The organism is Sphingobacterium sp. SGL-16 (assembly GCF_011043515.1).
Taxonomy (GTDB): Bacteria; Bacteroidota; Bacteroidia; order Sphingobacteriales; family Sphingobacteriaceae; genus Sphingobacterium; species Sphingobacterium litopenaei.
On sequence record NZ_JAAKGQ010000072.1, the window covers coordinates 1 to 11778 of the forward strand.

Sequence of the window (11778 nt, forward strand, 5' to 3'; positions counted from 1 at the left end):
GTGAAGCATCTCCTGATACTATTCGTGAGTATATTCTCAATCAGGGTTAGTCGCTTACATCCCACAGGCTAAAGACCTGTGGGTTTTACGCTCCTTCATTTCATGTTTTATTTGATAATGACTTGAATGATTCGTATCCATAGCTCTTGGCTTTTATAAATAAATATTGGTAATTAAACTACAGAAATTTGAAAACTCATAATTTATACCTTCAAAAACCGTCCATTTTTACTATTTTTATGGAATCCGTAAATCCATAATAAAGATTAAATGCTATTAACTGTATTATCAGGATTAATATTTTCTATAGTTCTCATATTTTTCGGCAGGCAATTTAAAGCCAAATGGAGTATTTTACTCCCCATACTGCCTACCCTATTATTTTTATATTTTTCTACTCAAATTCCAATTATTTCAACTGGAAAATCCTTAGTCCAACATATAGACTGGGTGCCGACATTAGGTGTCAATTTTGATTTCCATTTGGATGGTCTATCCCTTTTGTTTTCCTTACTAATAACAGGAATTGGAGCTTGTATATTTTTTTACGGGAGAGCATATCTCAAAGGACATCCATATTTTGACCGCTTTTTCGGGTATTTGCTGCTTTTCATGTCAGCTATGCTCGGAGTGGTGCTATCGGATAATTTACTGTTGTTATTCGTTTTTTGGGAATTGACAAGTATTAGTTCCTTCTTTTTAATTGGCTTTAATAATGATAATGCGGATTCTAGAAAAAGTGCACTAACAGCGCTTAGCATAACAGGGTTTGGTGGATTCTTTCTTCTTTTAGCTTTAGTATTGGTAGGAAATATTGCTGGTACATACACCATTTCAGAATTAATAGATCAGCGCAATCTAATTCTCAATCACCAACAATACCCTTTAATTATTGGGTTACTTTTTGTGGGCGCTTTTACTAAATCAGCACAGTTCCCTTTTCATTTTTGGCTACCAGGAGCCATGAAAGCACCTACTCCTGTATCGGCATACTTACACTCCGCTACGATGGTCAAAGCAGGAATATATCTGTTAGCAAGATTCACTCCAGTATTAGGAGGTCATGAATATTGGAACACGACCTTATTATTTGTAGGAGGAATTACCATGTTGTACGCCTCTATACATTCGTTGTTTCGTATAGATATGAAAGCTATTCTGGCATATTCGACCATTTCGGCTTTAGGTGTTTTAACATTCTTGCTGGGTGTCGGCACACTGGAAGCGATGATAGCTGCCGCAGTATTTATTTTAGTTCATGCGCTGTACAAAGCTACATTATTCATGGTCACGGGTATTGTGGATCATGAGACGCATACTCGTGATATCACCGTTTTATCTGGATTAAGGAAAGTATTAGGCCCTGTTGCTGTTGCAGGTATTTTAGCAGCATTATCCAGCGCAGGTTTTCCTTTCTTAACATTTGGGTTTATTGGAAAGGATCTAATCTATGAAGCTACTTTAAATTACAATTTACCAGAATGGGTTTGGATACTGACAGGAGCAGCAGTTATGACTAATGTTGGCTTAGTAGCTGCAGGTTTCATGGCAGGTATTAAACCCTTTATTGGAGAATTACCTCAAGCGTTTGAAAAAGTTCATTTGCCGTACAAATCGATGTGGATTCCTCCGCTTTTACTGGCTTTATTAGGTATTGTTTTCGGTCTTCTTCCGGCCGTTGCAGGAGATTTTATCACCAATGCAGCTTCCAATGCAATTTGGGGAAATGATACTTCCGCTCACCTTAAAATATGGCATGGGTTTAATACGGTCTTTATTTTAAGTTTGGTAACACTGGTACTCGGAACAATTGTTTTCCTAATCAATAAGCCAAGTCAAGCTAAATTACAAGCCGTAGAAAAATTAAATTCTATCTCTCCACAACGTATAATCACAGGTTATGCTAACGATATTATTCGTTTTGGACAGTGGTACACTAATATTTTCCACAACGGATATTTACGATCGTATCATCTTAAAATTATTCTTTTCGCAGAAGCCCTTCTTGCTTATAGGTTATGGCTGAGCGGACCAAGTAAATTGGATGTTTGGAGTTTGACTTATCCCGACATGTATGAAGTAGCGATTGTACTCATATTAATTGGAGCTGTTTATATTGTAGTAACAGCAGCTTCTAGACTAACAGCTGTAGTGGCTATGAGTGTTATCGGCTATTGTATCTGTTTGATTTTTGTAATCTACAGTGCTCCAGATTTGGCAATGACTCAATTTACTATTGATACATTGACAACCGTATTATTCGTGTTAGTACTTTATAAATTACCACCATTTGTCAACTTGACAAGTAATACTGTTTTGGTTCGTGACGCTTTAGTAGCAGCTGGATTTGGTATAATACTATCCTTGGTAGCGTTCAAAGTATGGTCCGAACCTATTTCCACAGAAATTTCGGATTTCTATGGGGAAAATGCTTATTTATTAGCAAAAGGTAAGAACGTAGTGAATGTCATATTGGTTGACTTTAGAGGTATCGATACGATGTTTGAGACAGTCGTATTAAGTATTGCTGCATTAGGTGTGTATAGTTTGATTCGTTTACGTTTAAAATCGTCGGAGAAAGAATAATGAAAAGTCCCATATTACAATCTGCAACTAAATATTTGTTGCCAATACTGTTACTGTTTTCTTTCTTCCTATTACTTCGTGGACATTATTACCCGGGAGGAGGATTTGTTGGAGGATTGGTGGCATCCATTGCATTTGTATTGCATAGTTTCGCTAATGGACCAGAGGAAACTATGAAGATTTTGAAAAGAAAGCCTCTATCCCTTATTCCTACAGGATTGGCTATTTCAGCTTTGAGCGTTACACTACCTTTATTATTGGGGTATCCCCCTATGACTGGTTTATGGTTTGAAGAACCTATTCCTTTTATCGGAATGATAGGGTCTTCTCTATTTTTTGACTTAGGCGTGTATTTGGTAGTTATTGGGGTGGTGTTAACGATTCTTTTCACTATTTCATTAAATAATTTAGAAGAAAAAGGTTAATGGAGTTATTACTTATCATATTAATTGGATTACTATATGGTGCTGGTGTGTACCTGATACTACGGAGGAGTATGGTGAAACTTCTCTTAGGTATTATGTTTTTGGGCACTGGCGCAAACATTTTGATTTTCTTGTTAGGAGGAATTACAAAAGGGAAACCACCTGTTATCGATGAAGCCCTAAAAATGTTTCAAGATAGCTATGCAGATCCTATTCCTCAAGCCTTAATATTGACCGCTATCGTAATCAGTTTCGCCTTGACGGCATTCGCTATTGTGTTATTGAAGCGTGTATATGCGCTTGTTGATTCGGATGATTTGGACGATTTAAATACACCGGAGGAGGAAGATATATGATTGACAATCACATTTTAGGTCCGGTATTTATACATTTATTTACTGCTATACTCCAATTAATAGCTTGGCGTAAAACAGTGACACAACGCTACATTAGCGGTATTGGTTCATTTCTTGGTGTTTTGGTTGCTATTCGATTATTGTCCAAAGTACAAGACCAAGGAATTTTGACGTTGAATGCTTCCAATTGGGAATCTCCATTTGGGATTGTTTTTGTAGCCGACCTGTTGAGTAGTACGTTGGTATTGATTACCTCTTTGGCGGGCTTAGCCGTATCATTATTTTCCTCAACTGGAATTAATAGACAGCGAATGCTATATGGGTACTTTCCGATTTTCCACTTTTTGGTGATGGGGCTTAATGGTGCCTTTCTGACGGGTGATATCTTCAACCTTTATGTTTGGTTTGAGGTGATTATCATTTCTTCTTTTGTACTCATGACTTTAGGAGGAAGAAAAACACAGCTTGAAGGAGCCGTTAAATACATGGCATTAAACATCTTAGCCTCTACTTTTTTCCTAACGGGAATAGGAATTCTTTACGGAATAACAGGTTCTTTGAATATGGCCGACCTTTCCCAAAAGATAAAATTGGTAAACAATCAGTTTTTGATTGGTATCACTTCAACGTTCTTTTTATTAGGATTTGGTATCAAATCAGCGGTTTTTCCATTATACTATTGGTTGCCATCCTCTTACCACACCCCACCTTCGGCTGTTGCCGCTACGTTTGGCGGACTTTTAACCAAAGTAGGTATTTATGCCATGTTGCGTGTATTTAGTTTGATATTTATTCCTGATGAATTCACACGTAATCTTTTAATGATATTAGCTGTTCTCACTATTGTTACAGGAAGCTTAGGTTCATTAATAAAATTAAACATTAGAAGATTGTTCTCTTATCTAATTGTTTGCCATATAGGCTTTATGATTGGTGGTATTGGAATGTTCACTAAAGTAGCTTTGATGGGAACTGTATTCTATTTATTCCATGATATTTTGGTGAAAACCAATATGTTTTTGATTGCTGGCCTCATTCGCCAAATGCGTGGAACGATGGATATGAAATCCTTGGGTGGAATCTATGCGCAGTATCCTAAAATATCATTATTAATTGCATTGGTATTATTTTCATTAGTAGGAATTCCACCTTTATCAGGTTTTTGGCCTAAAGTATTTCTATTCAAAGAGGCATTTAATATTAGCGAATATGCTTTTGTCGCAGCATTAGTTTTAGGAAGTTTCGTAACCCTATTCGTCATCGCTCGAATGTGGTCAGAAGTATTTTGGAAAGATGTTCCTTCAGATGTAAATATAGAAGACAAATACAACCCTATGCCTTTGGCAAGAAGAATATTATTGGTAATGCCCATTGCATTATTGGCAATAGCAACCGTATTCATAGGGATAAATGCAGAAGTTGTAGTCAAATTGGTGGATCAAATTGCCAGTCAATTGGTCGACACCTCGAGTTATGTAGAAGCGGTTTTGGGAAAACAAAATTAGTAGTATGATTAAACAGTTTTTGATGAACTTACTGCTATCGTTTATCTGGGTAGCACTAACAGGTTCCATGTATTATACGAATTTTGTATTTGGGTTTATGCTTGGATTCGGAATTCTATGGGTCATGAACCGCACGGATGGTGACCGAAGTTACTTTTCTAAAGTGCCGCGTATAATAAGTTTTATATTCTATTTCATCTGGGAAATGATAAAAGCAAATGTGCAAGTCGCATATGATGTAATGACTCCCAAGTACTTTATGAAACCTGGAATAGTAAAATTCCCTTTGAATGCTAGAACTGATACAGAAATAAACTTGCTGTCTACAATGATTTCGCTAACACCGGGAACGTTGATAATTGACATCAGTGAAGACAAAAAAACGATGTACATCCATGTGATGTATCTCAATAATCCAGAGAAATTTGTGCGTGATATGAAGACTGGGTTAGAAAGAAGATTATTGGAGGCTATACGATGACATTAGAAAAGTATTTTGATTATTTCATCCTACCGATATTAACGATATCCGTTATTTTGGTATTTATTCGTTTGATTAAAGGTCCAAAGGTCGTTGACCGCGTAATTGCCTTGGATCTCATCATCACCATTGGTATTGGGATCATTACGATTTTTACCATCCGTTCTAACCAAAAAGTATTATTGGATGTGGCGATAATGTTGGCACTGATCGCCTTTTTGGGCACGGTTGCCTTTTCATTTTACATAGAAAAAAGAGAAGATGATTAATATTATAATAGGAATATTAAGCACGGTAGGTGCTTTTGCGATATTTTTTGCTTCGTTGGGAATATTAAGAATGCCCGATTTTTATCTGCGACTTTCGGTTACGGTAAAAGCCGCGACATTGGGTGTGGGTTTATTGTTATTTTGTGCAGCTATTATCTTCCCTGATATTTCGGTAAGTACCAAAGCTCTCGCCATTACCTTTTTCTTAATAATAACCTCTCCTATTGCTGCACACATGATTGGACGTGCTGCTTACTTTACGGGAACACCACTTTGGAAAGATACCATTGTCGATGAACTTAACGGTATGTATGATAAAGAAACACACGAATTAAAAAACGAGAAGCAAGTCGATCTGTCTGTCATATGTGGAGATGAACCTGATCAAATCGCCGACACGGAAGAAGAAACGAAATAAACAAATAAGTCCGATGATGAATCAGACTTATTTGTTTTATTAAGCAGCTTTTAATTGCTGAAGTTTTGTTTTCAATGTAGGATAAATAAATACCGCACCCAATATAATGATTGCTCCAGCATAAAAGCCGGTACTCATTTTCTCTGTACTTCCCAAAAAGAAGAAAGCCAACATAATTCCATATACAGGTTCTAAATTTGTCACCAAGGCCACCGTAAAAGCGGATAACTCTTTCATCACAGCAACACCAAGTACATAAGCTAACGCTGTACAAACAGAGCCTAAAAGGAATAGATTCACGAAATCAGAAGTAGACAATAGCATATGTTGATCAAACTGCCCTGTAGCTAGCAGCACAACAGACACACCTAAAAACGCACCAATCATTTCATATTGAGTAATAATGCTCGGTTTGGTTTTCTGAACCATCTTTCCATTCAGGATAGAAAACACACTTGCACACAATGCTGCAGCTAAACCTAATGATATCCCCAACCAATATTTAAACTCAAATTTGAAAATCAAGTATATTCCTAAGATGATAACTAATCCTACCACAATATCGCCTACGGATAATTTGCGTTTATAGAACAACGGTTCCAAGATGGATGTAAATAACGTCAAGGATGATAGGGACACTAATGTCACCGAAACGGTGGAAACTTTTATTGCTTGGAAAAATAATACCCAGTGTAACCCCACCAATAAGCCTACCCCCATAAACTTAAGAATATCTCGCGTTGGGACTAGGATTTTTTCCCGAATAATTAAATGATAACCGATTAAGGTGACCGCTGCAATCAACACACGATACCAAACCAATTGAAGAGCGGGTGTAGAAATTAGAGAACCAAGGACTCCTGTGAAGCCCCAGATAAGCACCGTAAAATGTAATATTAACAAATTACGATTGCGAGTAAAAAAATTCATAGATAAATTATTTTGGCGCCTTTTTGAGCAAAATAAGTGTTAAGATTAAAAACATAATGCTTGGTGTAAGCACGGCTAACAAAGGAGGAAAACCGCCCTTTAAGGCAAACATCGTCGTAAACTGATTCAGTACTAAGAAAGTAAAACTCAAACCAATACCAATACCCAAACTTAAACCGATACCACCGCGAACTTTCTTTGAAGATAGCGCTACACCCATCATGGTCAATATAAATGCCGCAAAAGGACTGATCCAACGTTTATACTTTTCTAAAAGCAAATCCGTCATCATACCTGTACCTCGGGTTTCTTCTTTGGCGATACGCTCATTCAACTCTTTGGTAGTCATCGCTGTAAAGACATTCTCATAAGTTTCGAAGTCTCTTGGCAACATATCCAGTGTGGTGTCGCGTTTATCACCTTTATCCATTTTCTCTTTGAGACCTGTGATAATACGATTGGTATAATTTTCAATTCGCCATTTGTTCTGCGTGGAATCCCAGACTACACGATCAGCCATCAGCTTCTCCGTCATTTCAATTCCATCAAATTTTTCCAACACAAAATTATAGCCTATAGCTGCTTTGGTATCAAAATTTTCAATGAACACATAGGTATTGCTGTCAATTTGCATGTGGGTAGAAGTCGTGTTAGTACTCACCTTATGTGGCTTGACATAGACATTTTCAAAATTTACTTTAATGCGATTCGTCGCTGGAAGAATCCAAAGATTGGAAATAAGTGTAAATGCAAAGATAATTCCTGCGCCGAATAGATAAGGTCGCAACATTCTGTTGAAACTCATACCGCCATTCAGAATAGGAACAATTTCCGTTTGATCTGCCATCTTAGAAGTGAAGAAAATCACCGCAATAAAGTTGATCAATGGCGTCAGCATATTCAAGAAAAATGGCACTGACCCCAACGCATAATATTTAAGCAACACATCAACAAATGAAGCCTTATTTTTTAGGAAGTCGTCCAGTTTCTCCGAAATATCAAAAATCACAATGACAACAATGAAAATGGCTACCGTAAAAACGAAGGTAGTCATGTATTTCTTGAAGATATAGCGATCGATGATATTCATTGCCTCAAATTAAATAGTAATATTTGAAAAGTAAAAATGTTTACAGACGTTGTCCTAATATTTTAACCATTTTTTCTTTCCAATCGTAGAATGTACCTTCTACAATTTTCTCTCGAGCTGATTTTACCAACCACAAATAAAAATGCAAGTTGTGCAAAGAAGCAATTTGTGCCCCTAATATTTCTTGGGATTTAATCAAATGTCTTAAATATGCTTTTGTATACACCTGATCCATCATCAAATCACTTTCAGCCTCGATTGGAGAGAAATCATCTTTCCATTTTTCATTTTTAATATTGATAATACCATTACGAGTGAAAAGCATACCATTGCGCGCATTACGTGTCGGCATCACACAGTCAAACATATCAATACCAAGAGCAATATTTTCCAAAATATTGATTGGCGTACCCACACCCATCAAATATCTTGGTTTATCTTTCGGAAGAATATTGGTTACCACTTCGGTCATGGCATACATTTCTTCTGCTGGTTCACCTACAGAAAGTCCACCGATAGCATTACCTTCGCGCTCAAATGAAGCGATTACTTCTGCTGATTTCGCACGCAAGTCCTTATATACCGAACCTTGAACAATAGGAAACAATGTCTGATCGTAACCATATAAAGGTTCTGTACTATCAAAACGATCACAACAACGCTTCAGCCAACGGTGTGTCATATCTAATGAACGACGAGCATAGTTATAATCACAAGGATATGGCGTACACTCATCAAATGCCATAATAATATCCGCACCGATGATACGTTGGGTATCCATTACATTCTCAGGTGTAAATAAATGTTTTGATCCATCCACATGGGAACGGAAAGTAACGCCTTCTTCGCGGATTTTACGTACTTCAGTTAAAGAATAAACTTGGTAACCTCCCGAATCTGTCAAAATAGGTTTATCCCAACCATTGAATTTGTGCAATCCTCCTGCTTTATTCAACACATCCAATCCTGGTCTCAGGTACAAATGATAGGTATTTCCTAAAATAATTTGAGCCTGGATATCATTCACTAATTCATGTTGATGCACAGCCTTCACTGTTCCTGCAGTTCCTACAGGCATAAAAATCGGAGTTTCAATTTTCCCGTGAGCTGTCTCTAATACCCCCGCACGTGCTTTGGAAAGTTTATCTTGAGCTTGAAGCGTAAATTTCATATACTTATTAAAAATCAGGTGCAAAAATACTATAAAAATCTGAGCCTACGGCATCTGCTCTATTTTATTAGCAATTCTTAACTGTTTGATGATAATTTTAGAAAATATCATTCTATCTTTGAACCTTCATATGAATATTGATTTAGACATTGTTATAAAAATTCCTTACCTGCTTTACGGCATTTTAGGCATATTTCTGCTTATACAACTGTATTATATCTTATTTGTCTACAGCAAACTGTCTTCTTACAAAGTCAAAAGTTATCAAGATTCTACAAACCTACAGCCTGTTTCTGTTTTAATCTGTGCGCACAACGAAGAAGAAAACTTAAAGCAATTTTTACTTGGTGTGCTAGTGCAGGATTACCCCAATTTTGAAGTCATTGTGGTAAATGATTTTTCGACAGATGAGACAAAATGGGTATTAGAAGATTTCAAACGTCAATATCCGCACCTGCGAATTGTGGACATCAAAGAGCATATCAAATTAAAGAATTCAAAAAAATTCGCATTGACATTAGGGATAAAAGCTGCTCAGCATGATGTGCTGATTATGACAGATGCCGATTGTCAACCTCAAAGTAATCAATGGCTCAAAGAAATCGCTGGAGCCTATTCTGAAGGTAAAGAAATTGTTTTAGGTTATTCACCCTATTTCAAAAAGTCTGGTTTTTTAAATAAACTAATTCGTTTTGAAACGGCGCATACAGCTATGAGTTATTTATCATATGCCTTAAAACGCAACACCTATATGGGCGTCGGCCGTAATCTTTCTTATCTAAAGGCATTATTTTTCAAAGGCAAAGGTTTTAATGCACACATGCATATCAAATCGGGTGATGATGATTTATTTGTCAACCATAATGCTACTCGACATAACGTGAATATAGCAATTCACCCCGATGCTCATGTCTACTCAAATCCTAAAGAAACTTGGAAAAGCTATTATAAACAAAAAGCAAGACATGCAGGAGCTTCCGTACTTTACAAAAAATCGCATCAGCGAATGCTGGGCACACAATTAGTTACTGCTTTTTTATTTTATGTAATGCTAATGGTATGTATAGCCTGCTATCCATCACTATGGTTTGTTGGCGTAGGAATATTCTTTCTTCGTTTTATCTGCCAGTTGATTGTATTTTCATCCATTTATAAAAAACTAGCAGTCAAAGACTTATTAGCTTGGTTATTCATTTTGGATGTCTTTTACTATTTTTACATCTGTTTGAACGGTTTATTTAACCGAAAAAAGAAACAAAAATCTTGGAAATAGCTTTAAAATCTAAGCTATTTTCTATCACTATTTAAAATACAAGGAATCGTGAATCCAACAGTAGATATTATTTACAACTATTTTCCACGTCTTACGGAAAAACAAAAAGAGCAGTTCGCTAAATTAGCGGAGGTATATCCTTTTTGGAACGACCAGATCAATGTCATCTCCCGTAAGGATATCGAAAGTTTATACTTGAAGCATGTATTGCATTCTTTGGGCATTGCAAAATTCGTAACGGAGTTTACTCCTGGCACTCGCATTTTGGATGTTGGAACCGGTGGGGGTTTCCCAGGTATTCCGTTAGCAATTATGTTTCCAGAAGTACAATTTCATTTGGTGGATTCGATTGGAAAAAAAATTAAAGTTGTTCGCGAAGTGGCAGCAGCAATTGGTTTAACTAATGTAGAAGCTGACCATATGCGCGTAGAACAATTGGATTACAAATATGACTTTGTGGTATCCAGAGCGGTAACTCGCTTAGCAGAATTTACACCTTGGATCCGAAATAAATTCGAGAAAAAAGACAAAAATGGAATTCCTAACGGCCTCCTTTACCTTAAAGGAGGCGACCTTAAAGAAGAGATTAAAGAATCGAAGTTGAAAGCAGAATTGCATCCTTTGTCTTCTTATTTCAAGGAAGATTTCTTCGATACAAAATATGTGGTCTATGTACCTATGTAATAAAAACAATAGCTTCTCTGATTGGAGAAGCTATTGTTCTTTTAGCGAATTCCATCTCGGTAATTTCATTCACTCATGAATTATTGCTGCTGAATCCCTATATATCCGCATACTCTTTACCACATATTCTACTTTTTCATAATAGCTTGCATTTTCCAGAAAACCTGGTTGTGGCAGGAAATACATTTGAAAATAAAAAAGAGAATCTCCTTTCAAATTCGTCAAATCTAAGGTCAAAGGCTTCCAAAGAGCCTTTGTTCTTTCTATATTATATTCGTTTTCAAATACGCGTTGCAAGCGTCTAGAATTCTTTCCAATTTTACTGAAATGACTATATATTTTATTTATATTGATTGCTATACCACCTAAAGGATTTATTTGTACAGGTTTTTTATTATCACCCCACATGTGAACTACCCATTTGCTAAAGACAAATGGGCTTCGGGCTTCACAGACTTGTGCTTTGTTGCCAAAGTCTTATTTGAGTCTCCGCCCGTGTAATCGCCAGTTCCTGACGATATTATTCTTAATCCTTCTTTCAGAATGTTTTTTGCAGCGTTTAAATCACGGTCTAAAACGTGTCCATTTTT

The 11778-nt window shown here is 36.6% G+C and carries 13 protein-coding genes; 9 read left to right on the plus strand and 4 right to left on the minus strand.

Annotated features, from left to right (window positions below; translation table 11 throughout):
- The first annotated feature begins 270 nt into the window (after positions 1 to 270).
- The 7 genes from G5B32_RS15940 to mnhG are packed head-to-tail and all read left to right on the plus strand — an operon-like array spanning position 271 to position 6040.
- Positions 271 to 2586 carry a putative monovalent cation/H+ antiporter subunit A gene (locus tag G5B32_RS15940; RefSeq protein ID WP_165292491.1) on the plus strand — a complete coding sequence of 772 codons (2316 nt, stop codon included), beginning with the start codon at positions 271 to 273 and terminating at the stop codon, positions 2584 to 2586.
- Positions 2586 to 3011, plus strand: coding sequence for a Na+/H+ antiporter subunit B (locus tag G5B32_RS15945; RefSeq protein WP_165292492.1), 426 nt, complete (start codon positions 2586 to 2588; stop codon positions 3009 to 3011). The genes G5B32_RS15940 and G5B32_RS15945 overlap by 1 nt, the downstream gene beginning before the upstream one ends.
- Positions 3011 to 3367: a Na+/H+ antiporter subunit C gene (locus tag G5B32_RS15950; protein ID WP_165292493.1), complete on the plus strand. Its 357-nt coding sequence runs from the start codon at positions 3011 to 3013 to the stop codon at positions 3365 to 3367. The genes G5B32_RS15945 and G5B32_RS15950 overlap by 1 nt, the downstream gene beginning before the upstream one ends.
- Positions 3364 to 4872, plus strand: a complete 1509-nt coding sequence (locus G5B32_RS15955; protein WP_165292494.1) for a proton-conducting transporter membrane subunit — start codon at positions 3364 to 3366, stop codon at positions 4870 to 4872. Before G5B32_RS15950 ends, G5B32_RS15955 begins: the two co-directional genes overlap by 4 nt.
- 4 nt (positions 4873 to 4876) lie before the next feature.
- Positions 4877 to 5353 (plus strand): Na+/H+ antiporter subunit E, encoded by a 477-nt coding sequence (locus tag G5B32_RS15960; protein ID WP_165292495.1) that lies wholly within the window; start codon positions 4877 to 4879, stop codon positions 5351 to 5353.
- Entirely contained in the window at positions 5350 to 5622 is a 273-nt protein-coding gene (locus tag G5B32_RS15965) for a monovalent cation/H+ antiporter complex subunit F (RefSeq protein ID WP_165292496.1), read from the plus strand. The genes G5B32_RS15960 and G5B32_RS15965 overlap by 4 nt, the downstream gene beginning before the upstream one ends.
- Positions 5615 to 6040, plus strand: a complete 426-nt coding sequence (mnhG, locus tag G5B32_RS15970; RefSeq protein ID WP_165292497.1) for a monovalent cation/H(+) antiporter subunit G — start codon at positions 5615 to 5617, stop codon at positions 6038 to 6040. The genes G5B32_RS15965 and mnhG overlap by 8 nt, the downstream gene beginning before the upstream one ends.
- 39 nt (positions 6041 to 6079) lie before the next feature.
- On the opposite strand, the gene G5B32_RS15975 is transcribed toward mnhG, so the two are convergent.
- From G5B32_RS15975 to tgt, 3 genes are read right to left on the minus strand one after another with little or no spacing between them, the layout of a single operon-like run.
- Entirely contained in the window at positions 6080 to 6970 is an 891-nt protein-coding gene (locus G5B32_RS15975) for a DMT family transporter (RefSeq protein WP_165292498.1), read from the minus strand.
- A gap of 7 nt (positions 6971 to 6977) precedes the next feature.
- Complete coding sequence (locus G5B32_RS15980) at positions 6978 to 8060, minus strand: LptF/LptG family permease (RefSeq protein ID WP_165292499.1); 1083 nt, start codon at positions 8058 to 8060, stop codon at positions 6978 to 6980.
- A 40-nt stretch (positions 8061 to 8100) separates the two neighbouring features.
- Positions 8101 to 9231: a tRNA guanosine(34) transglycosylase Tgt gene (gene tgt / locus G5B32_RS15985; protein WP_165292500.1), complete on the minus strand. Its 1131-nt coding sequence runs from the start codon at positions 9229 to 9231 to the stop codon at positions 8101 to 8103.
- 130 nt (positions 9232 to 9361) lie between these two features.
- Here tgt and G5B32_RS15990 point away from each other — a divergent pair, with 130 nt between their 5' ends.
- Together G5B32_RS15990 and rsmG are read left to right on the plus strand one after the other, a co-directional pair.
- The gene (locus G5B32_RS15990) at positions 9362 to 10504 is read left to right on the plus strand and encodes a glycosyltransferase (RefSeq protein ID WP_165292501.1); all 1143 of its coding nucleotides are present in this window, start codon (positions 9362 to 9364) and stop codon (positions 10502 to 10504) included.
- 48 nt (positions 10505 to 10552) lie between these two features.
- Positions 10553 to 11188 (plus strand): 16S rRNA (guanine(527)-N(7))-methyltransferase RsmG, encoded by a 636-nt coding sequence (gene rsmG / locus G5B32_RS15995; protein ID WP_165292502.1) that lies wholly within the window; start codon positions 10553 to 10555, stop codon positions 11186 to 11188.
- A gap of 69 nt (positions 11189 to 11257) precedes the next feature.
- Here the strand turns inward: rsmG and G5B32_RS16000 are convergent, their stop codons facing one another.
- A complete protein-coding gene (locus G5B32_RS16000; RefSeq protein WP_165292503.1) occupies positions 11258 to 11596 on the minus strand; it encodes a hypothetical protein in 339 nt (112 codons plus the stop codon).
- Positions 11597 to 11778: the final 182 nt, after the last annotated feature.

Bases quoted from the DNA above. Each gene is read 5' to 3' on its own strand.
- G5B32_RS15940 (WP_165292491.1), top strand. From the start codon at position 271: ATGCTATTAACTGTATTATCAGGATTAATATTTTCTATAGTTCTCATA.
- G5B32_RS15945 (WP_165292492.1), top strand. From the start codon at position 2,586: ATGAAAAGTCCCATATTACAATCTGCAACTAAATATTTGTTGCCAATA.
- G5B32_RS15950 (WP_165292493.1), top strand. From the start codon at position 3,011: ATGGAGTTATTACTTATCATATTAATTGGATTACTATATGGTGCTGGT.
- G5B32_RS15955 (WP_165292494.1), top strand. From the start codon at position 3,364: ATGATTGACAATCACATTTTAGGTCCGGTATTTATACATTTATTTACT.
- G5B32_RS15960 (WP_165292495.1), top strand. From the start codon at position 4,877: ATGATTAAACAGTTTTTGATGAACTTACTGCTATCGTTTATCTGGGTA.
- G5B32_RS15965 (WP_165292496.1), top strand. From the start codon at position 5,350: ATGACATTAGAAAAGTATTTTGATTATTTCATCCTACCGATATTAACG.
- mnhG (WP_165292497.1), top strand. From the start codon at position 5,615: ATGATTAATATTATAATAGGAATATTAAGCACGGTAGGTGCTTTTGCG.
- G5B32_RS15975 (WP_165292498.1), bottom strand. From the start codon at position 6,970: ATGAATTTTTTTACTCGCAATCGTAATTTGTTAATATTACATTTTACG.
- G5B32_RS15980 (WP_165292499.1), bottom strand. From the start codon at position 8,060: ATGAATATCATCGATCGCTATATCTTCAAGAAATACATGACTACCTTC.
- tgt (WP_165292500.1), bottom strand. From the start codon at position 9,231: ATGAAATTTACGCTTCAAGCTCAAGATAAACTTTCCAAAGCACGTGCG.
- G5B32_RS15990 (WP_165292501.1), top strand. From the start codon at position 9,362: ATGAATATTGATTTAGACATTGTTATAAAAATTCCTTACCTGCTTTAC.
- G5B32_RS16000 (WP_165292503.1), bottom strand. From the start codon at position 11,596: ATGTGGGGTGATAATAAAAAACCTGTACAAATAAATCCTTTAGGTGGT.